The sequence below is a fragment of the Brachybacterium atlanticum genome, from assembly GCF_025669985.1.
GTDB classification, from domain to species: domain Bacteria; phylum Actinomycetota; class Actinomycetes; order Actinomycetales; family Dermabacteraceae; genus Brachybacterium; species Brachybacterium conglomeratum.
Genome location: NZ_JAKJJW010000013.1, coordinates 69285 through 90408 on the forward strand (window position 1 = coordinate 69285; position 21124 = coordinate 90408).

General features: G+C 73.1%; 23 protein-coding genes. 13 read left to right on the forward strand and 10 right to left on the reverse strand.

Features of this window, described 5'->3' with window-relative positions; all coding sequences use genetic code 11:
• Positions 1 to 11: 11 nt before the first annotated feature.
• Positions 12 to 572 carry a hypothetical protein gene (locus L3K22_RS08490; RefSeq protein ID WP_263310984.1) on the reverse strand — a complete coding sequence of 187 codons (561 nt, stop codon included), beginning with the start codon at positions 570 to 572 and terminating at the stop codon, positions 12 to 14.
• A gap of 106 nt (positions 573 to 678) precedes the next feature.
• Here L3K22_RS08490 and L3K22_RS08495 point away from each other — a divergent pair, with 106 nt between their 5' ends.
• Complete coding sequence (locus tag L3K22_RS08495; protein ID WP_263310985.1) at positions 679 to 1443, forward strand: hypothetical protein; 765 nt, start codon at positions 679 to 681, stop codon at positions 1441 to 1443.
• A 170-nt stretch (positions 1444 to 1613) separates the two neighbouring features.
• Here L3K22_RS08495 and L3K22_RS08500 read toward each other — a convergent pair whose 3' ends face one another.
• Complete coding sequence (locus tag L3K22_RS08500; RefSeq protein WP_263310986.1) at positions 1614 to 2339, reverse strand: MerR family transcriptional regulator; 726 nt, start codon at positions 2337 to 2339, stop codon at positions 1614 to 1616.
• Positions 2340 to 2422: 83 nt separating this feature from the next.
• Between L3K22_RS08500 and L3K22_RS08505 the strand changes: the two genes are divergently transcribed.
• Positions 2423 to 2923 (forward strand): DUF2306 domain-containing protein, encoded by a 501-nt coding sequence (locus L3K22_RS08505; protein ID WP_263310987.1) that lies wholly within the window; start codon positions 2423 to 2425, stop codon positions 2921 to 2923.
• Here the strand turns inward: L3K22_RS08505 and L3K22_RS08510 are convergent.
• Complete coding sequence (locus L3K22_RS08510) at positions 2866 to 3576, reverse strand: DUF4352 domain-containing protein (protein WP_263310988.1); 711 nt, start codon at positions 3574 to 3576, stop codon at positions 2866 to 2868. The genes L3K22_RS08505 and L3K22_RS08510 overlap by 58 nt on opposite strands.
• Positions 3577 to 3778: 202 nt before the next feature.
• Here L3K22_RS08510 and L3K22_RS08515 point away from each other — a divergent pair, with 202 nt between their 5' ends.
• Positions 3779 to 5578, forward strand: coding sequence for a BCCT family transporter (locus L3K22_RS08515; protein ID WP_263310989.1), 1800 nt, complete (start codon positions 3779 to 3781; stop codon positions 5576 to 5578).
• Positions 5579 to 5599: 21 nt separating this feature from the next.
• Here the strand turns inward: L3K22_RS08515 and L3K22_RS08520 are convergent, their stop codons facing one another.
• Together L3K22_RS08520 and L3K22_RS08525 are read right to left on the reverse strand one after the other, a co-directional pair.
• On the reverse strand, positions 5600 to 6589 hold the full coding sequence (locus L3K22_RS08520) for a bile acid:sodium symporter family protein (protein WP_263310990.1): 990 nt from the start codon (positions 6587 to 6589) through the stop codon (positions 5600 to 5602).
• A 66-nt stretch (positions 6590 to 6655) separates the two neighbouring features.
• Positions 6656 to 8152 (reverse strand): glutamate-cysteine ligase family protein, encoded by a 1497-nt coding sequence (locus L3K22_RS08525; RefSeq protein ID WP_263310991.1) that lies wholly within the window; start codon positions 8150 to 8152, stop codon positions 6656 to 6658.
• Positions 8153 to 8262: 110 nt separating this feature from the next.
• Here L3K22_RS08525 and L3K22_RS08530 point away from each other — a divergent pair, with 110 nt between their 5' ends.
• From L3K22_RS08530 to L3K22_RS08545, 4 genes are all read left to right on the forward strand, one after another.
• Complete coding sequence (locus L3K22_RS08530) at positions 8263 to 8472, forward strand: hypothetical protein (RefSeq protein WP_263310992.1); 210 nt, start codon at positions 8263 to 8265, stop codon at positions 8470 to 8472.
• 12 nt (positions 8473 to 8484) lie between these two features.
• Positions 8485 to 9261 (forward strand): hypothetical protein, encoded by a 777-nt coding sequence (locus tag L3K22_RS08535; protein WP_263310993.1) that lies wholly within the window; start codon positions 8485 to 8487, stop codon positions 9259 to 9261.
• A gap of 249 nt (positions 9262 to 9510) precedes the next feature.
• On the forward strand, positions 9511 to 10614 hold the full coding sequence (locus L3K22_RS08540; protein WP_263310994.1) for a hypothetical protein: 1104 nt from the start codon (positions 9511 to 9513) through the stop codon (positions 10612 to 10614).
• Positions 10615 to 10686: 72 nt separating this feature from the next.
• Complete coding sequence (locus L3K22_RS08545; RefSeq protein WP_263310995.1) at positions 10687 to 11586, forward strand: aminodeoxychorismate lyase; 900 nt, start codon at positions 10687 to 10689, stop codon at positions 11584 to 11586.
• Here L3K22_RS08545 and L3K22_RS08550 read toward each other — a convergent pair whose 3' ends face one another.
• The gene (locus L3K22_RS08550; RefSeq protein ID WP_263310996.1) at positions 11587 to 12552 is read right to left on the reverse strand and encodes a sugar-binding transcriptional regulator; all 966 of its coding nucleotides are present in this window, start codon (positions 12550 to 12552) and stop codon (positions 11587 to 11589) included.
• A 111-nt stretch (positions 12553 to 12663) separates the two neighbouring features.
• On the opposite strand from L3K22_RS08550, the gene L3K22_RS08555 reads away from it, so the two are divergent.
• The 6 genes from L3K22_RS08555 (at position 12664) to L3K22_RS08580 (ending at position 17066) form a co-directional block, all read left to right on the forward strand.
• On the forward strand, positions 12664 to 13167 hold the full coding sequence (locus L3K22_RS08555) for a PTS sugar transporter subunit IIA (protein WP_263310997.1): 504 nt from the start codon (positions 12664 to 12666) through the stop codon (positions 13165 to 13167).
• Positions 13164 to 13631 (forward strand): NUDIX domain-containing protein, encoded by a 468-nt coding sequence (locus L3K22_RS08560; RefSeq protein WP_263310998.1) that lies wholly within the window; start codon positions 13164 to 13166, stop codon positions 13629 to 13631. The genes L3K22_RS08555 and L3K22_RS08560 overlap by 4 nt, the downstream gene beginning before the upstream one ends.
• A gap of 68 nt (positions 13632 to 13699) precedes the next feature.
• The gene (locus L3K22_RS08565) at positions 13700 to 14548 is read left to right on the forward strand and encodes an aldo/keto reductase (protein WP_263310999.1); all 849 of its coding nucleotides are present in this window, start codon (positions 13700 to 13702) and stop codon (positions 14546 to 14548) included.
• A gap of 286 nt (positions 14549 to 14834) precedes the next feature.
• Positions 14835 to 15416: an RNA polymerase sigma factor gene (locus L3K22_RS08570; RefSeq protein ID WP_263311000.1), complete on the forward strand. Its 582-nt coding sequence runs from the start codon at positions 14835 to 14837 to the stop codon at positions 15414 to 15416.
• Positions 15413 to 16249, forward strand: a complete 837-nt coding sequence (locus tag L3K22_RS08575; protein ID WP_263311001.1) for a hypothetical protein — start codon at positions 15413 to 15415, stop codon at positions 16247 to 16249. Before L3K22_RS08570 ends, L3K22_RS08575 begins: the two co-directional genes overlap by 4 nt.
• A gap of 25 nt (positions 16250 to 16274) precedes the next feature.
• Complete coding sequence (locus L3K22_RS08580; RefSeq protein WP_263311002.1) at positions 16275 to 17066, forward strand: serine hydrolase; 792 nt, start codon at positions 16275 to 16277, stop codon at positions 17064 to 17066.
• Positions 17067 to 17097: 31 nt separating this feature from the next.
• On the opposite strand, the gene L3K22_RS08585 is transcribed toward L3K22_RS08580, so the two are convergent.
• The 4 genes from L3K22_RS08585 to L3K22_RS08600 form a co-directional block, all read right to left on the reverse strand.
• Complete coding sequence (locus L3K22_RS08585; protein WP_263311003.1) at positions 17098 to 18186, reverse strand: C40 family peptidase; 1089 nt, start codon at positions 18184 to 18186, stop codon at positions 17098 to 17100.
• 82 nt (positions 18187 to 18268) lie between these two features.
• Positions 18269 to 19411, reverse strand: coding sequence for a dipeptide epimerase (locus L3K22_RS08590; RefSeq protein WP_263311004.1), 1143 nt, complete (start codon positions 19409 to 19411; stop codon positions 18269 to 18271).
• Entirely contained in the window at positions 19408 to 20559 is a 1152-nt protein-coding gene (locus tag L3K22_RS08595) for a DUF819 family protein (protein ID WP_263311005.1), read from the reverse strand. The genes L3K22_RS08590 and L3K22_RS08595 overlap by 4 nt, the downstream gene beginning before the upstream one ends.
• Before the next feature lie 166 nt (positions 20560 to 20725).
• On the reverse strand, positions 20726 to 21052 hold the full coding sequence (locus L3K22_RS08600; protein WP_053917318.1) for a DUF3870 domain-containing protein: 327 nt from the start codon (positions 21050 to 21052) through the stop codon (positions 20726 to 20728).
• Between the last annotated feature and the right edge of the window lie 72 nt (positions 21053 to 21124).

Genomic DNA, 21124 nt, shown 5'->3' on the forward strand with positions numbered 1-21124 from the left:
GAGGTCGCGCCTCAGTCGATGAGGTCGAACTCGACCTGCTCGGTGTCGGCGCACACGCTCGTCACCGACAGCGTCCACAGGTCCACGGCGACGGTCTCGCCCAGGGTGATCGGTCCGATCTCCCGGGCGGGGCTGTCGCCGACCTGCGCCATGAGCTGCGCGCTGTCGCCCTCGATGCTCTCGAGGGAGACGGTGAGGGACTCCCCGCCGCGCTCGGGCAGGCCCGGGTTCGCCTCCCCTCCCAGCTCCGCGTAGAAGGCGCCCTCGCCCGTGCAGGGCTCCGGCGGGACGAAGCCGTCCGGTGCGGGCGTGACCTCGTAGGACTCCTGCGGCACGACGGCCGCGGTCTTCCCGCCCTCGTCGGAGGCGCCCCCGGCGGAGTCGTCCCCGGCGGAGTCGTCCCCGTCCGAGGCGGCGGGCTCCTCGGCGGTCGTGCCCTGGGCGGCGGGGGAGGAGCTCTCCTCCTCGGGGGATCCGCTGCACCCGGCGGCGAGGAGCACGGCGGCCAGCACGGCGGCGAAGCGTGCGGAGCGGGAACGGCGGGCGACGGTGACGGCCACGGGGATCCTCACGGCAGGACGGGACGAGACGGGCGACACGCTAGCGGACCGGTGCCCTCGTGGCACCATCGGGGGAGCCCGGCCGGTGGGCGATGACGAGCACGCGGAGGAGGGACCGATGACGAGCAGGCCCGAGCGACCCGTCCCGAGCCCGAAGGCGCTCGCCGGACGCAGGGACCCCGCCCGCTCCGTGCGGCCCGTGGACTGGACCGCCGTGCCGGGGCGCCGGCCCGACCCGGCCGCGCGGCCCGAGCAGGCCGACCTGCCCTCCGCCCCGCTGCCCCGCCGACGGGCCAGGACGGTCCCGCTGCCGCGGGCCGCGTCGGCCGCTCCGAGCGATGCCGTGCACACGCTCGACGCGGACGATCCCCGACCGCTCCCACGACCCCTGCGGATCCGCGACGAGGACATCCGCGCCGTCGGCGTGACCGGGGCCGACGGCGAGCGGATCGTGCAGGCCGTCGCCGACCCCGAGGACGCGTGGACCGCCGACGCCGGGACCAGCGACCACTTCCTCCGCGGCGATCTCGTCGTGCAGGTGCGCCGCGCGGACAACGCCGTGATCGGCCTGTTCTCCGCCCGCTACGCGCTCAGCGTGCGCCCCGACGAGTACGAGCCCGCCCTCGACATCGCCGAGGACGCCGCCGGCCCCTCCACCCGCGGCGGGCAGGGCACGCGCCACCCCACCTCGCGCCGCGAGCTGCTGGGCCGCATGCAGCAGGCGGGGTTCGTCATCACCCCCGGGGCGACGCACGGCCGCGTCACCCATCCCGACCATCCCGGCCTCGTGCTGCCGTTCGCCTCGACCCCCTCGGACCGCCGCTTCACCCGGCACGCCGTCGCGCAGATCCGACGCGTCTTCGGCATCGACCTGCGGCGCTGAGAGGCCCGCACAGGAAAGTGCCCCGGCTCGTCCCCACGAGCCGGGGCCATCCCTTTCCCCCGCGTCCCGGATCAGCGGATCCCGCCTCCTCCTCAGTCAGCGGGTTCCTCCGGTGACGCGTTGAGAACAGTGAACACGCGCTGCCGGGAAAAGCACTGTGCCGAGGCTGTTCATTCCCTGGTAATCCGGGGCACGGACGCCCCGGAGTCCTCGCTGACCTGCATCGCATCGAGGATCGAGAAGCTCGCGTGCCCCAGCAGACGCAGCAGCCGGACCAGTCGGTCGAAGGCGATCGCGCCCGCCACCGCGCGCATCACCGCCACGTCCTGCGAGACGGACGGCCCGGTGCCCGCCGGCACCGCCCCGGTGCTCATCCAGTCCACGTCCGAACGGGCGATCTGCGCCATCGGCTCCGCGTAGCGCAGCAGCATCCCCAGATCCGTCGGCGCCTCCCACTCCTCCAGGGAGCGCAGCAGCCGATCCAGCGCACGGCGCGGGGCGGAGTCGACGTCCGGCCAGCCCAGGTGCGCGAGCAGCGGGGCGATCGAGGGATGTTCGCCGCCCGCCGCCTGCGCCCCGTCCTCCCCGCCCGCTGCGCTCTCCCCGTCGGTCGGATCCTCGAGGCCCAGGGCGAGGGTCTGCGACTCGGCGAGCACCTCGATCAGCGGCACGTCGGGATCGTCGAGCAGAGCCGTCACCCGCGCGATCCGCGCGATCGGGGCGCCAGCGACCTCGCGCAGCACCTGGATCAGCTCGAGGCGCTCGACGTGGGCACGGCCGTAGTCCTGCCGGGTCGTCGTGATCCGCGCGCCCGGCGGCAGCAGCCCCTCGCGCCGGTAGTACTTGATCGAGGCGGCGGAGACCCCCGTCGCCTCCGCGAGCTCGTGCAGGAGCATGACCCGTTCTCCCCTCGGATAGTGCGCCGACCAGCGACTATCTTGATGGCGCCGGCGTGGATAGCGACACTATCGTCTCTCGCATGGACGCTCTCACGCCGATGCTCGCCCTCCACGCCGTCTCCGCCCTCGTCATCCTGCTGCTCGGGCCCCTCCAGATCCTCCGTCGGCGCCGCGACCGCGCACACCGGATCCTCGGCGGCGTGTGGGCGGCGGCGATGGTGGTCACCTGCCTGTCGAGCTTCGGGATGATCGACGACGGGCTCAGCTGGCTGCACGGGCTGTCGGTCTGGACCCTCGTCTGCCTCGTCGCGGCGATCGTCGGCATCCGCAGCGGGAGCGTCGAGGTGCACCGCGGCTTCATGGTCGGCTCCTATCTCGGGACCCTCAGCGCCTTCGCCTTCGCGGCGCTGGTGCCCGTGCGGCTGATCCCGCAGCTGCTGCGCAGCGAGCCGCTGATCGTGGTGGTGACGATGCTGGCGGTCGCCGCGGCGCTCACGGTGCTGGTGGTGACGGTGGTGCGCTCTCAGCCGCCGACGGGGACGCGGAACTCGCTGCCGCCGGTGCCGACCTCGTCGGTGTAGCTGATCTCCGCGAGCACCGTGCTCTCGGGGACGTCGGCGTACAGCTGCGCCTCCGCCTCCTCGCCGGCCGAGATCTCCGGGCCGGAGGTCGAGAAGGCCCCGTAGCGGATGTCGATCTCCGCGCCGGAGTCGTCGTAGAGGCGGAAGCGGTCGGCGCCGAGCCCGATGGACTCAGAGCTGCTGTTCTGGATCGTCACCGCCACGCCGATGAACTTGTCGTTCTCCGGGGTCTTCGTCTCGCCGCCCAGCTCGAGGGTGGTCCCCTCCTCGGGCTTCGAGACCGTCAGCGTGAAGATCTCGTCGCTCGGCGAGGTGGCATCGGCCGAGGGGCCCTCGGTGGGCTTGTCCACCGGCTGGTCGGTCTCGATCTCGGTGGGCGCCTCCGAGGTGGGAGTGCTCGGGTCGTCGGTGGGATCGTCGGAGGGGTCCTCGCTCGGGGGAGGGTCCACGATCGAGGTCGGGGGCGACGTCGGCTCCTCGCCGCCGTCCTGGCCGACGAGATAGAGGCCGACGCCGATGCCGGCGACGACCAGCAGCGGCACGAGCACGCAGCCGCAGGCCAGCGCGATGTACAGCGGGGTGCGGCTCTTCGCGGGCGGGAGCGGGGGCGCTCCGGTCGGCGGGGTCGGCGGCATGCCGTACGGGGTGCTCATGAAGGTCCTCCACCTCTGCCGGGAGCGTCGTGGACCACGCTATCCCGGGGCCGGGCGGGGCGCGATGGGGAGGACTCCCCGTCGGACCCCGGGCCGAGGATCCGCCATACTGGTGAGCGTCCGACGACCAGCCCACCCTGCGGCGGCACGACCGACGAGCGAGACCCGAGCGACGGTGCCGTCCGAGGAGGAGACGAGCACCGTGCTGACGAGACTCCACGACGCGCTGCGACTGCGCACTTCCCCCACGATCTTCTTCGGCTCGGCGGCGATCATCCTCGCCTTCGTGATCGCCACGATCGCCTTCACCGAGCCGATGGGGGCGGCGACCGACAGCGCCTCGCAATGGCTGATGACCAACCTCGGATGGTTCTACATCCTCGGCGTCACCGTGTTCCTGGCGTTCCTGATCTTCATCGCCGTCGGTCGCTTCGGCCGCGTCAAGCTCGGCCCCGACGACGAGCCGCCCGAGCACTCCGGCACGGCCTGGTTCGCCATGCTCTTCGCCGCCGGCATCGGCTCGATCCTGATGTTCTGGGGCGTCGCCGAGCCGATCAGCCACTTCGGCGACCCGCCGCGCGCCACCGAGCTCGGCCTCGAAGCCGGCACCTGGGCCGCCGCCCGGGACGCCATGAACTTCACCTACTACCACTTCACACTGCACACCTGGGCGATCTTCACCCTGCCCGCCCTGTGCTTCGCCTACTTCATCCACAAGCGGAACCTGCCCCCGCGCGTGAGCTCGATCTTCCAGCCGCTGCTCGGCGAGAGCATCCACGGGCCGATCGGCAAGATCATCGACATCATCGCGATCATCGGCACCGTCTTCGGGGTCGCGGTCTCGGTGGGGCTGGGCACCCTGCAGATCAACGGCGGCCTCAACCAGCTGTTCGGGGTCCCGGAGAACGCGGTATGGAACCTCGTCATCATCGGCGTGGTCAGCGGGCTGGCGCTGATCTCGGTGTCCCTCGGCCTGGAGAAGGGGATCAAGGTCCTCTCCAACCTCAACATCGTCATGGCCGTGCTGCTGCTGCTGTTCGTGCTGGTCGCCGGCGGCTCGACCCTCTTCGTCATCAAGGGGACCCTGGAGTCCTTCGGCAACTACCTGGTCGCCCTGCCGGAGCTCGCGCTGTGGAACGACACCCAGGCCGACTCCGGCTGGCAGAACACCTGGACCGTCTTCTACTGGGCGTGGACCATCACCTGGTCGCCCTTCGTGGGCATCTTCATCGCCCGCATCTCCAAGGGCCGCACCATCCGCCAGTTCGTCTCCGGCGTGCTCGCGGTGCCGGCCGGTTTCTCCGTGATCTGGTTCGGGATCTTCGGCTACGCGAGCTTCGACATCGAGCTGCGCGGCGAGGGCGGGCTCGTGGACCGCGTCGTGGGCGACGGGGACATCCCCGGCGCGCTGTTCGCATTCCTGGACAACTACCCGGCCGCGTTCTTCGTCTCGATGATCGCGATCATCGTGGTGGTGATCTTCTTCGTCACCTCCGTGGACTCCGCGGCCCTGGTCACCGACTCGATGGCCAACGGTCACGAGGACTACAACCCGCTGGGCCAGCGCATCTTCTGGGGCGTCGCGATCGGGCTGATCACCGCGACGCTGCTGGTGTTCTCCGGCGAGGACGGTCTGACCGCACTGCAGTCCACGATCATCCTCGTCGGCCTGCCGTTCTTCATCATGGGCTGGTTCCAGATGTACGCCCTGCTGCGCGCGCTGAAGGAGGACGCCGGCGAGCTGCCGCAGATCCGCACCCGCGAATGGGCGCAGGTGCTGCCGCCCGAGGAGTACGAGCGGCGCGAGGAGGACGAGGAGTACGACACCGACGACTACGTCGTCGAGCCGACCTTTACCACCGAGGTGCCGGTCATGAGCGACATCTACGAGGACATCGAGGAGGTCGAGCTCGACACGGCGCCCGATGCCGGGACGCTGCCGGCCCGCACCGGCAGCGCACGGGCGGCGCTGCCGGAGGACGGGCGGGACGTGTCGCGCTGAGGCGCCCGACCCGTCCGAGGATCAGGCGGGGTCGACCTGGTGGCGTCCCGCGCTGCGGCGGTAGTACATCGCCAGCACCGCGCCGGAGAGGTTGTGCCAGATCGAGAAGATCGCGGCCGGCAGCGCGGCGGCCGGGCTGAACGACGCCGCGGCGAGCGTCGCGGCGAGGCCCGAGTTCTGCATCCCGACCTCGACGGAGGTGGTGCGGGCGGCGCGCTCGCCCTGGCGCAGCAGGCGGGCGGCCCAGTAGCCGATCAGGTAGCCGAGGCCGTTGTGCAGCACCACGGCCAGCAGCACGATCGCTCCGGCGGAGACGATCGCTTCGGTCGAGCCGGAGACCACGGAGACGACGACCAGCGAGATGCCGGCGACGGAGACCCACGGCAGGGCCGGCAGGATCCGGTCCACGAGCTTCCCGGCGATCAGGCGCACCACCAGGCCGCCGACCACCGGGATCAGCACCATCTGCACGATCGACAGCGCCATCGAGCCCGCGTCCACGGGGAGGTACGAGCCGGCGAGCCAGAGGGTCAGCAGGGGGGTGAACAGCGGGGCGAGCAGGGTCGAGATCGAGGTCATCGTCACCGACAGTGCGGTGTCCGCCTTCGCGAGATAGCAGATCACGTTCGAGCTGGTGCCGCCGGGGGCGCAGCCCACGAGGATCACGCCAACGGCCAGCTCGGGGGGCAGCTGCAGCAGCAGCGAGACCCCGAGCCCGATCAGCGGCATGATCACGTACTGGGCCACGACGCCGATGAGCACCGGTAGCGGGCGGCGCACGACGAGTGCGAAGTCCGGGAGCGTGAGGGTGAGTCCCATCGCGAACATGATCACGCCCAGGTAGATGCTCGTGAACGGCGCAAGGGCCTGGCCCACGGGCGGGGCGAGGAAGCCGATCGCCGCGGCGACGAGGATCAGGGCGGGGAAGACCGTCACCGCGATGCGCGCGGAGCGGTCCTCCGAGGCGCGCGCGGTGCTCGCGGGCGCGGGGGAGGGGGTCTGGGTGCTCATGGGAGCACTGTACTGCCCTGTGAGACGGCTGTCCGAGATGTGGACGCCTGGTGGTCGTGCCGGCCGTCAGCCCCGCTGGCGCGCCGGGACCTGCCAGGCGTGCACCGGCTCACCCGAGTCGACGGCGGCGCGATAGAGGCGGGTCATCTCCGCGAGCGCCTGCTCACGGGTGCCGCCACGCAGCTCGAGCGAGGTGACGGTGTCGATCTGCCAGCGGGCGCCGTTGCGGCCCGTGCGGGCGCGCTCAGTGAGGATCTCCTGGTAGCGGGCGATCACCTGTGCGTCGGCGCCGAGCTCGCGCAGCCCCTGCATCGCCTGCGGGATCAGATGCTCCTGGAGGAGGTCCGCGACCCGCACCCGGCCCACCTTCGGCCAGCGCACCCGCGCCTCGAGGCCCCAGCGCGCGCACTGCTGGAAGGACTCGTCGGCCTGCTCGAAGCTCATCCGCGACCACAGCGGCCGGCGCTCGTGCACCAGCGAGCGGACGATGCCGTAGAAGAACGCGGCGTTCGCGGCCATGTCCGCGGGAGTCGGGCCGGCCGGCAGCAGGCGGTTCTCCAGCCGCAGATGGGGCAGGTCCGTGCCGGGGTCGTAGATCGGCCGGTTCCAGCGCCACACCGTGCCGTTGTGGAGCATCAGCTCGTGCAGGCGGGGGGAGTGGCCATCGGTCAGCAGCGGCTCCTCCGCCATCTCCCGCGACTCGGGGATCAGCGCCGGGAACAGGCGCACGTTCTCCTCGAAGAGGTCGAACATCGAGGTGATCCAGCGCTCCCCGAACCACACCCGCGGCCGCACCCCCTGCGCCGCGTACTCGGGCGGGCGCGTGTCCAGCGCCTGCACGAAGGTGGGGATGCGGGTCTCGTGCCACAGCCGCCTGCCCAGCAGGAACGGGGAGTTCGCGGCGAGCGCGACCTGCGGGCCTGCGATCGCCTGCGCCGCGTTCCAGGCGGCCGCGAACTGCTCCGGCGGCACCTGCAGGTGCAGCTGCATCGAGGTGCACGCGCTCTCCGGCGCGACCGAGTCGAAGGTGGTGTCCACGCCGCGGCCCTCGCCCTCGATCCGCAGGGTGATCTTCTCGCCGCGGGCCTCCATCACGCTGGACTCCAGCGCCTCGTAGCGGGCGCCCGGGGCGCGCCACGCCTCGTCGGCGAAGAGGTCCTCGGAGATCGTGGGCAGGTGGCCGACGGGGACCACGCGCGCCCCGCGGGCCTGCGCCGCCTCGTCGGCCCGGTCGACGGCGGCGCCGAGCGCCGTCTCCAGCTCGCGCAGCCCGGTCCCCGTCGGATGGGTCACCGGGAGGTTCGCCTCGAGGTTGAACCGGCCGATCTCGTGGACGTACTGCTCGTCGCCGAGGTCCTCCAGCAGGGTGTCCGCGATCAGCGCCGGGGCCATCGAGTCGCGGTCGGCGAGGTTCATCTCCAGCTCGACGCCGACGGTCCCTTCGTCCACGAACTCGGCCGTGTCCAGGAAGCTCTCGAAGAGGTCGAGATTCCGTCGCAGCTCCCGCCGATAGCGGGTGCGCTGGGAACGGGTGTACTCGGTGCTGCCGATCTCGCGTCCCATGGGGGTGACCTCCGGTCCTGACGGGTGTGCTCGCTCATCCAAGCACGTGCGGGGGCGGTGCGGCAGGGTCCATCCGCCCCGCGGGAGATGGCGCACATCCGGGGACGGGATTGCCGTGGTGGACTGCGGGTCCCGCGCTGCGGGGCGAGGAGCACCGCGCCGCGGTGGTCCACTGTCTCGACGAGGGCGTGGTGGAGGCCGTGCCGCTGTGGAACACCTGGGGCTCGGTGCCTGCCGCGCGGGAGCTGATCACCCGGTCCCAGGCCGGTGACCTGTACATCGACGCGCTCGAGAGCAGGATCCGGCCCGGCGGCGCGTGACAGACTGGGCGGGTGAGCACGCCGATGAACACCTCCCTGCCCTGGCCCGACGGCGCCGAGGTGCTGCCGATCGCCCCGCTGCGCCCGGTCCTGGACCGCCTGGCCTCCCTCGTCACCGTCCACGAGCAGGACGTCGCCATGGTGCCCGGCCTCGCCGTCACCGAGGAGGAGGTCGCCGCCGATCCGCCGCCCGCCCTCGAGCAGCTCGTCGACGAGCTCGGCGGGATCACCCTGCGCGGCCTGCCGGTGCTGACCCTGCTGGTCGAGAACCGCACCGACGTCGGGCCGTACACGCTGCTGGGCGAGGCGACCAGCTACTACCCCCTGTACGAGACCCCGGACACCGCCGTGGTGCTGACCCTCGACGAGCTCGGGACCCCCGGGGCGGTCTACGGCATCGGCGAGGACCTCGCCCTGCAGCTCGCCGCCCCGGACCTGCCCACCTACCTGGGCCTCTTCACCGATGCGCTCGAGGCGACACTCGCCGAGCTCTCCTCCCGCGGCCCCGCCGAGGACGACTCCGAGGGCGAGCGCGCCGAGGCCGCCGAGCAGCTCATGGACGCCCACCTCTTCGCGGCGATCCTCGGCATGGTCGAGGACGTGGCCGAGGCGGAGCTCGTCGCCCCTGCCGCGGGGGAGGCGGACGGTGCGCTCGCGCTCGCCGACCTGCGCGGCGCCGCGCTCGGCACCCGCGTGGACCCGGTGGAGGTCGAGACCGACGGGGACCCGCTGGAGATGCATCTGCGCTGGCGCGAGCACGGCCTCGTGCTCGCCGTGCACGGGGGTTGAGCCGGGCGCGCGGTGACGCCCAGGCACGGCACCTGTGACACCGACGGCGAGGGGCGGATCGCGCACGTCCGGGACCTCCGACGAGCACCGCGCGTCCCCCTAGGAGACCCCCGACTCCGCCGGTCGCGGCCGTGATGGGGAGTCCTCCCCATGGCGGGGTGAGGGCCGGGACGCATAGGTTCGGGGGCGTGCCCGGCGAGGCACGAGGCGGGGACTGCGACACGGTCACTGCGAGGGGAACGGGGAGGCATGAACGGATTCTGGGGGGCGGACGCCGAGGCCCTGCGGACGATGGGCGCGTTCTGCGCCCGGCGTGCGGAGCTGCTCGACGAGCTCGAGGGGCGGCTCTCCGCGGTGATCGAGACCGTCGAGTGGGTGGGGGAGGACGCCGAGCGGTTCCGCGCCGACTGGTCCGGGAGCGTGCGCCCCGGTCTCCAGGACCGCGGTCTCGAGCTGCGCCAGCAGGCGCGACGCCTCGCCCAGCACGCCGAGGAGCAGGAGGCCGCCTCGAGCCCCGACAGCTTCGGCGGCCCCTGGTCGAACCCTGGCGAGTTCCTCGCGGACATGGCGCGGAGGGCGCAGGGGATGCTGCGGGACCTGCTCGGCGGCGGCGCGCTAGGCGGCGAGGGCGGGCCCGCGGGCCGCTTCGCCGACATGCTGCGCGAGGCGCTCGCCACCCCCGAGGGGCGGGCCGCGCTGCTCGGCGCCTTCCTCGGGAGCCTGCTCGGCGGGCTGCTCGCCGACCTCGTCCTGCGCGGTCTCGCCCTCGGCATGCTGCTCGAGGAGCTGCTGGCCGGGCTCGGCGCCGGCGGCGGGCTCGGGAACCTGATCGGGGAGGAGGGGCGCCTGGGTGAGGGGTCCGGTGGCGGTGCCGGTGGTGGCGCCGACGGCGCTGCCGGTGGAGGAGCCGGTGCGGGCGCTGGAGCCGGCGTAGAGGGTGCTGGTGGTTCCGGTGGGTCCTGGAGCGGTGCGGGGGAGTCCGCGTCCGGCGGGGCCGGGGGCGGGTCCGGTGGTGGTTCCGACGGCGGCTCGTCGTCGGGCGGCGGGTCCGGCGGGGGCGGTGCCGAGGGGGCCGGTGGATCCGGCGGCGCCGAGGCGGGTGCTGCGGGGACCGGGAGCGAGGCCCCTGCGCAGGGCGGCGCGATGGGTCTGCAGGGACTCGTGGACGGCCCGGCGCAGAGCGCCGGCTCGCTGCCCGCGGGGCGGCTCGAGGCGCCCGGCGCCGAGGAGCACGGCACCCTGTTCGAGCGCCTGGTGGCCATGATCGGAGAGATGCTCGGCGGCGCCACCGGCGGCGACGCCCCGAGCCCGCGCGGCGCCTCGGCGATCGGCGAGGGGATCGGCTGGGGCTGAGCCGTCGGCGCGGCAGGTCTACCCTGGTGAGACGGCTCCGCACCCCTGCGGGCCCCGTGAAGGAGCAGTGACATGACCGCGACCAGCCCCCGTACCCCCGCCCCGGTGCTCGTGCTCGTCCCCGGCGCGACCGGGGCCCCGTCGGGCGGCGGACCCGGCTACCGCCTCGCCGACCCCACGGTCCCGCAGCTCTCCGTCACCGACCTCGTCGCCACCCGCGGCGACGGCGTCTTCGAGACCATCGGCGCCTTCGACGGCAGCCCTGTCAACGTCGGCCCTCACCTCGCCCGCCTCGCCCGCAGCGCCGAGATGATCGACCTGCCCGCCCCGGACCAGGCGCTGCTCGCCGAGGCGGTCGACGCCGCGATCGCCGCCCACGAGGCCGTCGCCGAGCTCAGCGTGCGTGTGATGTACACCCGCGGCGTCGAGGGCACCGGCACGCCCACCTGCTGGATCCACGCCAAGGCCTCCGACGACTGGAGCCCGTACCGGGCCGGGATGAAGGTGGCCGTGCTGGACCGGGGCCTGGCGACCACCGCCGCGGAGACCAGCCCCTGGCTGCTGCAGGGCGCGAAGACCCTCAGTTACGCCGTGAACATGGCCGCGGTGCGCGAGGCGAAGCGCCGCGGCGCCGCCGACGTCCTCTTCGTCTCCAGCGACGGCTACGCCCTCGAGGGCCCCACCTCCACCCTGCTCGTGCGCCGCGGCGACACCTTCCTCACCACCCCCGCGAGCGCCGGCGTGCTCGCGGGCACCGCTGTCGCGACCCTCTTCGAATGGCTGCGCGAGCAGCAGGGCCTCGCCACCGGTGAGGAGCTCATGACCATCGAGGACGTCAAGGGCTCCGACGGCGCCTGGCTGCTGTCCTCCACCCGCCTCGCCGCCCCGATCACCCACCTCGACGAGCACGAGCTGCCCGTCGACGCCGAGCTCACCGCCCGCTTCGAGCGCGTGCTCAAGGGCGGGATCTGATCAGGCGCGGGACCTGAGCGCGAGCACCTCGCGGGCGAGGTCGACATCGACCACCAGGGTGTCGATCGCGCCGCTGCGCAGCACCCCCACCGCCCCGGGCGCCTTCTCCTCACCGGCCGCGACGCCCAGGACCTCCGGGATCCGCAGCAGCTCCGAGAAGGTCACCGCGAGCACCCGCTGATCCGTCGGCGCCCCGAGCGGGATCCCGTCGGCGTCCACGAACCGGCCGCACACATCGCCCACCGGGCGCTGCGCCTCGAAGGCCTCGCGCTCCTCCTCGCCGAGCGCCATCAGGTCCAGCACGTGCGGGGAGGAGTGCACGCCGAGCGAGCCGATGCCCACCACCGCGAGCTCGACCTGCGCGGCCGCCTCCAGCACGGTGCGGATCGAGGACTCCGCCCGCAGCGTGGCGACCGCCGTCGCGGACTCCAGCACCGCCGGGGCGTAGAGCGTCCGCGGCGTCGCTCCGAGCCGCGAGGCGAGCACCCGCAGCACGGACTCGCCGGAGTCGAACTGGTCCAGGGCGCTGTGCCCGCCCACCAGCGGCAGCACCGTCGGCGTCGGCCGGAGGCGGAGGGAGTCCAGGGCGGCGACGACGCTCTGGACCGTCTGCCCCCAGGAGACGCCGAGGCTGCGCACCCGGCCCGCGCGCTCCGCGATCAGTGCCGCGCCCTGTCGCGCGACCGACTCCATCGCCGAAGCCCGCGGCGCGGAGACCACATGCGCCTCCCGCAGCGAGAACGTCGCCCGCAGCGCTGCCTCGAGCGCCACGTCGCGGCGCGGCGGGCCGTCGGGGTCGTGGATCGTGATCTCGACGATCCCGCGCTCCCGGGCCTGGGAGAGGATCCGCGAGACGTTCGAGCGGGACAGTCCCAGCTCCTTCGCCACCTCCGTCTGCGAGCGGCCCTGCTCGTGATACAGGCGCGCCGCGCGCACCACGAGGGCGGTGTCTCGAGGGGCGGGCATGGGCTCTCCTGGCGGGCGGCGGCGCGAGACGCGCCGGACGGAACGAGTCCAGCGTACGCAGGTGAGCGCCGACGGGTGCCAGAATCAGGGGGTCGCCGTCCGGGAGGAACCATGAGCACAGATCCGCGCACGCCCCGCGCACCGCTCGCGCTGAGCCTCGTCCTCGCCCGCCTCGAGGCGGCCGACGCGGCCGACGCGCTGCGCACCCTCGCCGGGCACCTGCTGGACGACGGCGCCGTCACCGACGCCTTCCCCGAAGCGCTGCAGGCGCGCGAGCAGCGCTACCCGACGGGCCTGCCCACCCCGATCCCCACCGCGATCCCGCACGCAGACCCCGAGCACGTGCTCGTCCCGGGCCTGGCGCTCGCGACCCTCGCCCGCCCCGTCGCCTTCGGGGAGATGGGGGCCGGCGGCGGGGAGGTCCCGGTGCAGCTGCTGGCCATGCCGCTGCTGACCGACGCGCGCGATCACCTCGCCGCCCTGCAGCGCCTGATGGGCCTGCTGCAGGACGAGCAGGCGGTCGCCGCGCTGCTCGAGGCCGAGGACGCCGAGACTCTGCGGGCACGGGCCGAGGCGCTGCTGGGGCGTGCCGAGGACGAGGAGGAGATCGCATGAGGAACCCCAGGCTGGGAGTGAAGGCGCTGATCGTCCGCGAGGGGCAGGTGCTGATGAACCGCTACCTGGAACCGGACGGTCGGGAGGTGTTCGCCCTTCCCGGCGGCGGGCAGGAGCACGGCGAGGACCAGACCGCGGCGATGGTCCGCGAGTGCCGCGAGGAGATCGGCGCCGAGGTCGAGGTGCACCAGCCCGCCTGTCTGTTCGAGATCATGATGGACCGACGCATGGTCGACGGCGCCCCGATCCCGCCGTTCCACCAGGTCAACATCGCCTACTGGTGCGGCCTGGCCGAGGGGGAGGAGCCCGGGGAGGGCACCGAGCCGGACCCCGGCCAGGCCGGCACCGCCTGGCTGGCGCTGGACCGGCTCGGCGAGCACGTCGTCCACCCGCCCGAGCTCGCCAGCTGGCTCGAGCAGGACCCCGGCTCCCGACCGTTCAGCCTCGGAGTGTGCCGCAGCTGAGCGAGCGATAGCCTGGGGGAGTGTCCAGCGGCGGTCGAGTCCGCCGCGACCCGAGAGCAAGGAGCCCCATGACCACCTCGCCCCGCATCGACTTCCACGACGGCCGCTCCATCCCGCAGCTCGGCTACGGCGTGTGGCAGGTCGAGAACGAGGTCGCCGCCGACGTCGTCGTCAAGGCCCTCGAGGCCGGCTACCGCCACGTCGACACCGCCCGCGGCTACAACAACGAGGCCGGCGTCGGCCAGGCCGTGAAGTCCGCCGGCCTCCCGCGCGACGAGGTCTTCGTGACCTCGAAGGTCCCCAACCAGGACCAGGGCCGCGACGCGACCCTGCGCTCCTTCGACGCGACCATGGAGGACCTGGGCCTCGACGAGCTCGACCTCTACCTCATCCACTGGCCCGCCCCGTCCAAGGGCCTGGCCCTGGAGACCTGGAAGGCGCTCGTGGAGCTCAAGGAGCAGGGCCGGATCCGCTCCATCGGCGTCTCGAACTTCCGCCGCGAGGACATCGAGACGATCGAGGCCGAGACCGGCGTGCTGCCCGTCCTGAACCAGATCGAGGTCCACCCGTACCTCGGCAACGCCGAGCTGCGCGCCTTCCACGCCGAGAAGGGCATCGTCACCGAGGCCTGGTCGCCGCTGGGCCAGGGCGGCGGCGAGCTCGAGGACCCGGTGGTCACCGCCGTCGCCGAGGCGCACGGCGTGAGCCCCGCCCAGGTGCTGCTCGCCTGGAACCTCGCGCTCGGCAACGTGGTGGTCTCGAAGTCCGTCACCCCCGAGCGGATCGCCGCGAACCTCGCCTCCCTCGAGCTCACGCTCACCGATGACGAGATCGCGAAGATCGCCGCCCTCGACAAGGGCGCCGCCGGCCGCCAGGGCCCGGACCCCGACACCTTCGCCGGTCACCAGGGCGCCTGAGCTCGACCCGTACGGCCGCGGCCGCGCCGCACGCCACGACGCGCCGCGTCTCCCCGCAGGGAGGCGCGGCGCGTCGTCGTGCGGGGCGGGTCCCGGCGAGGACGGCTCCGCCGGGGTGATGCCCTCGCCGCCCGGCCGCCTCCACGAGCCCGGCCGCGGAGGGTTTTGCTGCCGTGAGGACTCATCTGCGCCCTGACATGAGTCGTGGCGTCACAGAAGTTGCGGGCGGCGCAGCCTTAGGGTCGGGCTCTGACACACCGGTGCCGGTGCCGGACAGGAGAGGGATGTGAGCACACCGCAGAGTCCCGATCCCGAGCAGCGATTCATCGCGCTGTTCGACGGCACATACGGCGACGTCCTCCGCTTCGTTTGCCGTCGGCACGGGGATGAGGGCGCGGAGGACGTCGTCGCCGAGGCCTTCCTGGTCGCCTGGCGCAGGCTCGAGGACCTGCCCGAGGATCCCGGCGACGCCCGGGCCTGGCTGTTCGGCATCGCGCGGGGGACGCTCGCGAACTCGCGGCGCAGCGATCGTCGCCGGGACGCGCTCGGTGTGCGGCTCGCGGGCCATGACGCCCGAGCCGGGCAGGCGAACGACGACGCGGCGACGCTGCGGCTCGATGTCGGCCGCTCCTGGACGCACCTCACCCAGACGGAGCAGGAGGTCATCGCGCTCACCGTGCTCGACGGTCTCACCTCGAGGCAGGCCGCCCGAGTTCTCGGCACCACTCCGGTCGCCTACCGGCTGCGGCTCTCCCGCGCCCGGCGACGGCTGCGTCGCCTGGTGGAGGGCGGCCCTCTGCCGAGCCCCCGTACCGCCGCCGACCGCACCGCACGCCCTGCCGACACCGCCTGGGAGGCGACCTCATGAGGACCACGACGCTCGAGAACACCTTGCGGACGCTCGATCCGGCTCCGCCGACAGGCGACGGACGCCCCGCACGGGCCGATGCGGATCTCCACCGGATCCTCGCCACCCCGCGCGACGGCGGCGGCCGCTCGGATCACCCGTCTGTCGGCGACCGTCCTGCCGTCGGCGCCCGCCCGCTCGTCGGCCGTCCTCGACGTGCGCGATGGCGCGCCGGGCTCGTCGCCGTCGCCGCGGCGACGCTGATGGTGACGACGGGCGTGGTCGGAGTCGACATCCTGCGGCCCACGACGGCTTCCGCGACATGGACACCGGTGGGGGAGGCAGTTCCCGCCGATGCTCCCGGGGTCCAGCAGTGCGAGCAGTGGTGGCAGGTCGAGTCCTCCGAGCTCCGACCGGTCCTGCAGGAGCGCCGCGGGGACACCACCCTGGTCCTCGCCGCCGACGATCAGGGCCGCGAGCTGCTGTGCACCGCGACCCTGAGGGACGGGCAGGAGCCGATCGGCGGGAGGACCTCGGTGGAGGACCCTCCGATCGCCCGGCTCGCGCCGCACGAGGTCTCGACGACCTTCGTCGTCACGACATTCGACGAGGCCATGCCGCAGAACGGGTGGCAGGCCGAGGGATCCACGGCTGTCGCCGGCGACGTCGGGGAGGACGTGACACGGGTGGTGCTCGAGACCGGCGCAGGGCCGGTCGAGGCAAGTCTCGCCGAAGGTCGCTTCGCCGCCTGGTGGCCGATCGAGGACGACTCCGACCCCCACCCCGAGGTGCGTGCGCAGATCACCACCGCCGACGGGGAGACCCGGACCGTGACGCTGCGCGAGCGGGGCTGACCCGGCGGGGTCGTAGGCTCGGGGCATGTCGCTGCCCACCGCCGCCGCCCCGACCGAGGTGCGCCTCGCGCACTGCCTGCTCGACGCCGACGGCGCCGTGCTCTCCGCCGCGAGGGCCGACGAGCCGTTCTACGCCGCGAGCACCATCAAGCTGCACCTGCTGCTGGCCGTGCTGCGCGCCGCCGAGCAGGGCGAGCTCGACCTCGACGCGGAGCTGCCCGCGACGCGCACCTTCACCGGCGCCGACGGGGAGGAGTTCACCCTGTCCGGCGAGCACGTCGATCCCACCCACCCCGAGCCCGGCGCCCCGATCGCGCTCCGCGATCTCGCGACGAGAATGATCGACCGCTCCAGCAACGAGGCGACCGACCAGCTGCTCGAGCTCGTCGGCCTCGATGCCATCGCGGCGGTCGTCGGTGAGCTGGGGCTCGGGGCGACCCGGGTCGAGAGGCTGATCGGGGACGCCGCGGCCCTCGAGCGGGGACTCACCAACGAGACCTCCGCCGCGGACCTCGCCCGCACCATGCACCACCTCGTCGCGGGCACCGGCCTCGCCGCCGATTCCCGCGAGCTCGCCCTCGCGACCCTGCACGCCCAGACGATCCCGATCATCGGGACCGTGCTGCGCGACGGTGTCCGATGGGGGTCGAAGTCCGGGTGGGTCGACGGCTACCGGCACGACGTCGCCGACGTCGAGGATCCCGCCGGGGCCGGGCGCCGGATCCTCGCAGTGATGACCGCGGGACTCGCGGAGGACGAGGCCGATGCGCGGATCGTGGCTCTCGCCAGGGAGCTCCTGCCCGGCCTCACCGCCTGAGAGCGGAGCTCGAGGGCAGGCCGCACGCGGCTCAGGCGTCGATCACGCGACGCGCCCCGGCGTACTCCCCGGTCGGGTCGTACTCGGTCAGCGACATGATCTCCACGCTGCGCGCCGCGTTCGGGGCCTGCATGATCAGGTCGTCCCCGAGGTACAGGGCGACGTGGCGGATCGAGTCGCCGCCCGGCTCCGTCGCGAAGAACACCAGGTCGCCACGGCGCAGGTCCTCCCGCGCCACCTCCGCGAGACCGGAGTGGTTCATCTGGTCCCCGGCGTCGCGGGCGATCGAGATGCCGTGGTGGTGGAAGAGCGTGTACGTGTACCCGGAGCAGTCGAAGCCCCAGGCGCTCACGCCCGCCCACAGGTAGCGCAGGCCCAGGAAGCGCTCGCCGGTGGCGATCACGTCCTCGACCGTCGGTGCCGGCGGCTGCTCGCCCTGCGCCCGCACCACCACGTCGGCGGCCGGGAGATAGGCGGGACGACCGCCGGGGACGGCGACCTTCACGGCCTTCGCGGTGCGGCCGAGCACCGGCAGGATCGTGTCGAAGGAGACGTCGATCCCGGGATGGTTCCCGGACGGCGTCCCGGTGAGGGTGCTGGTCAGCGCGGTGACGGTCGCGGTCTGGGAGGTCTCGGCGCGGCGGGCGAAGCCCTCGTCGACCACGAGATGGGAGACCGGGACCCAGCCGGGATAGCCGCGCGGATCGCGCGGGGTGGACTGCGCGGTGACGACCACGTGGGCCCATTCCCCGTCGATCTCGTCGACGATCACCTCGCTGCCGAGCACCGCCTGGCTCTCCAGCTCGCCCGTCAGCCAGCGGCGGGTCTCGGTGTCCTCCATGTTCGCGTTCCAGGCGTCGAGGTCGACGGGGGCCGACACCGCCGGGTCGTCGATCCCGGGCCGGTTCGTGCGCGGATCGACCCACAGCGTCGTCGCGGAGACGGCGACATGGGCGCGATCGCCCGGCGCGGGCGCCGTGCCGGCGGCGGGCCGCGGCGCGGGGGCGGCGGAGGCGGGACCGAGCGCGGCGAGGGAGGCGACGGCGAGGCCGGCGGTGCCGGTCGCGGCCAGGCGCAGCCCGTCGCGTCGGGTGAGGTCGGGGAATCGGCGGATGGTCATGGCATCTCCTTCAGGGGGTCGGCGCCGGGGCGCCGACGGGGGAGGGGCGTGAGGGATCGGGGACGGTCGGACATCTGGCTGCTCACCGATCACCTCCCTCGGCGTCCTCGTCGGGGCGGAGCAGCTCGAGGCCGAGCCCGGGCCCGCCCGCGAGGCGCAGCACGCCGTGCTCCTGGACGATCCCGCCGCGGGGCAGCGCGGAGGCGAACCAGGCCGGCGGGTCCAGGTCGATCATCGTGATCGCCGGGTGCGCGAGCGCCAGGTGCGCGGCGGCCGTGATCGAGATGCGCGGCTCCATCATGGCCCCCAGCATGCAGTCGATCCCGGCCCGACGTGCCGCCTCGGCGACCTCGATCGCGCCGCGCAGCCCGCCGGTCTTGGCGAGCTTGATGTTCAACAGGTCGCAGGCCCGCGCCTCGATGAGCCGGTGCGCATCGGCCGCCGACCACACGGCCTCGTCGGCCATGATCGGCAGCGACGTCGCGGCGGTGACGCGGGCGAGCCCCTCCACGTCGCCGGCCTCGACGGGCTGCTCGACGAGCTCGACGGGCAGTCCGTCCTTCTCGAACCCGGTGATGATCTCGACCGCCTGGTCGGGCAGCCAGCCCTGGTTCGCATCCAGCCGCAGCCGCGCCGACGGGGCCGCCTCGACGACCGCGGCGAGCCGCTCGCGATCCTCGGCGATGTCGTGGCCGAGCTTGATCTTCAGGATCTCGTGCCCGGCCGCGACGGCCTCCCGCGCCCGCTGCGCCATGGTCTCCGGCTCCTCGAGGGAGACGGTCATGTCGTTGCGCATCGTCGCCTCGGCGCTCCCGCCCAGCAGCTCCACGAGCGGCCGGCCCGCCGCACGGGCCCAGGCGTCGTGGAGGGCGACCTCGAGCGCCGCCTTCGCGCTCGTCGCCCCGGGCATCGCCCCCGCGATCCGGGCGGAGAGCTCGCCGATCGTGCCCCGCTCGCCGCGCAGCGCGGCGCCGAGCGGCCCGTCGAGCGCGGCGAGGATGCTGGCGGCATCCTCTCCGGTGACCGCGACGGTCTCCGCGGCCGAGCCCTGCCCGACCGCTCCGCCGGCGAGCTCCACCTCGGCGACCACGTACTCGACCGCCTCGGTGCGGCGGGCGGCGGTGACGAAGGGGTGGCGCAGCGGCGCCCGGTGGCGGTGGCGGCGCACCGCCACCACCTCGAGCGTCGCCCGGTCGGCGCCGTGCTCCGTGGTCCCGGCGGTCACAGGGCGGACATGATCTGCGCGGCGGCGAGACCGAGGAAGGTGCCCAGGAACGAGCCCATCAGCGCCATCAGCACGCCGACCGGCACGAGCTGGCGGTTGAAGGCGCTGGCCACGACCGGCGCGGAGGCGATCCCGCCGATGTTCGCGGTCGAGGAGACAGCGATCGAGAACAGGTCGGTGCGGGTGAGCTTGGCGTAGACGACCATGATCGCCAGGTGCACGAGCACGACCAGAAGGCCGATCAGCAGGTACAGGGGCGCCTGCGTGAGCGCGGAGAAGTCCGAGCCGGAGGCGATCTGACCGATCACCACGAACAGCATCAGCGTCGCGATCTCCGTGGACCCGCCGATCCGGCCCAGCGGCGTCTGGGCGATGACGAGACCGAGCACCGAGACGATGACGATCGTCCAGGTGGTGGCGTTGACGACGTCGCCCAGCTCCGGGAGCAGGCCGCCGATCCAGGTCGCGACGACGGAGACGAAGATCGAGCCGAAGACGACGGTCGCGAGGGACTGCACGGTGATCGGCGACTGCTCGGTCTCGAGGTCGTCGCCGTGGTCGGTCAGGTGCGTCGAGCGGGCCTTCGTGAAGCGGTCGAAGCGGCCGGAGACGGCGACGGAGGAGAAGGCGACGGTGAGCCAGATCGAGTAGATGAGGGTGTCGGTGATCAGGGCGTAGCCGAAGATGTTCTCCGGCGCCTGGAGGATGTCCTGCACAGCGACCATGTTCGCGCTGCCGCCGGTCCAGGAGGCCAGCAGTGCGCCGAGCACCTTCCACGCCTCCGGGTGCAGGGCGCTCTGGAAGACGAGGAACACGCCCACCATCGCCACGAACAGGGAGGCGGCGGAGACGGCGTAGGTCAGCAGCAGCCGCGGGCCGAGCTTGATGATGCGGCGCAGGTCGCAGCCGAACAGGAACAGGAGGATCATCGCCGGCAGGACGACGTCCTTCACGGCGGCGATGGGGGCGCGGGTCGCGTCGTCCTGCCCGAACACCCCCAGGGAGTTCAGCGCCGCGCACAGCAGGTACATCAGCACCATGCCGGGCACGTACTTGAACAGCTTCCAGCCGGTGGTGCGCTCGAGCACGATCAGGGCGCACGAGAGCGCCAGCAGGACGCCGAGCATCAGCAGTCCGTCGGTGATCACGGGGTCTCCTCGGTGAGTGGGGAAGGGGATGCGGCCGTGCCCCCGGCGGCTCCGGGGACAAAAAATCGGAAGCACCGGGAACCGGCGCCTCGGGCGAGGCGCGGTGCGGTGCTTCCGACGGGATCCGGTTCGGTGAGGTTCCGGGCGGACGGCTGCGTGTATGCGGTTATGACTCCTGGTCGGGGAGGGCCGACAGGTCGCGGTACTTCGCGGCGGCGCTGCGCACGGCGGCGGCGAGAGCCTTCTGCGAGGACCCGTGGTACCTGTCGGTGATCGACTCCACCAGGGCGTCCTCCTCGAGCAGGGATCGACCGACCACCAGCTCGCGGACGAACTCGACCGTGAGCGTCAGTGTGGCGGTGCAGTCGGCTGCCTGGATGACGTGGGTCTCAGTATCGACGACGAGGCCGACGAAGAACAATCCCCACTGCGTCGTGATCGGATTGTTGCTCGGGGACTTCGCCTCCCCCGTGAGGTAGATCGTGCGGGTCATCCGGTGATCCTATGCGGGTTCTGGAGATGAGGCGCGGCCGACGACGGGAGCGGCCCCGGGCCGGGCGGTGCC

Bases quoted from the DNA above. Each gene is read 5' to 3' on its own strand.
- L3K22_RS08495 (WP_263310985.1), top strand. From the start codon at position 679: ATGACGAGCAGGCCCGAGCGACCCGTCCCGAGCCCGAAGGCGCTCGCC.
- L3K22_RS08500 (WP_263310986.1), bottom strand. From the start codon at position 2,339: ATGCTCCTGCACGAGCTCGCGGAGGCGACGGGGGTCTCCGCCGCCTCG.
- L3K22_RS08505 (WP_263310987.1), top strand. From the start codon at position 2,423: ATGGACGCTCTCACGCCGATGCTCGCCCTCCACGCCGTCTCCGCCCTC.
- L3K22_RS08510 (WP_263310988.1), bottom strand. From the start codon at position 3,576: ATGAGCACCCCGTACGGCATGCCGCCGACCCCGCCGACCGGAGCGCCC.
- L3K22_RS08520 (WP_263310990.1), bottom strand. From the start codon at position 6,589: ATGAGCACCCAGACCCCCTCCCCCGCGCCCGCGAGCACCGCGCGCGCC.
- L3K22_RS08525 (WP_263310991.1), bottom strand. From the start codon at position 8,152: ATGGGACGCGAGATCGGCAGCACCGAGTACACCCGTTCCCAGCGCACC.
- L3K22_RS08540 (WP_263310994.1), top strand. From the start codon at position 9,511: ATGAACGGATTCTGGGGGGCGGACGCCGAGGCCCTGCGGACGATGGGC.
- L3K22_RS08545 (WP_263310995.1), top strand. From the start codon at position 10,687: ATGACCGCGACCAGCCCCCGTACCCCCGCCCCGGTGCTCGTGCTCGTC.
- L3K22_RS08550 (WP_263310996.1), bottom strand. From the start codon at position 12,552: ATGCCCGCCCCTCGAGACACCGCCCTCGTGGTGCGCGCGGCGCGCCTG.
- L3K22_RS08555 (WP_263310997.1), top strand. From the start codon at position 12,664: ATGAGCACAGATCCGCGCACGCCCCGCGCACCGCTCGCGCTGAGCCTC.
- L3K22_RS08560 (WP_263310998.1), top strand. From the start codon at position 13,164: ATGAGGAACCCCAGGCTGGGAGTGAAGGCGCTGATCGTCCGCGAGGGG.
- L3K22_RS08565 (WP_263310999.1), top strand. From the start codon at position 13,700: ATGACCACCTCGCCCCGCATCGACTTCCACGACGGCCGCTCCATCCCG.
- L3K22_RS08575 (WP_263311001.1), top strand. From the start codon at position 15,413: ATGAGGACCACGACGCTCGAGAACACCTTGCGGACGCTCGATCCGGCT.
- L3K22_RS08580 (WP_263311002.1), top strand. From the start codon at position 16,275: ATGTCGCTGCCCACCGCCGCCGCCCCGACCGAGGTGCGCCTCGCGCAC.
- L3K22_RS08585 (WP_263311003.1), bottom strand. From the start codon at position 18,186: ATGACCATCCGCCGATTCCCCGACCTCACCCGACGCGACGGGCTGCGC.
- L3K22_RS08600 (WP_053917318.1), bottom strand. From the start codon at position 21,052: ATGACCCGCACGATCTACCTCACGGGGGAGGCGAAGTCCCCGAGCAAC.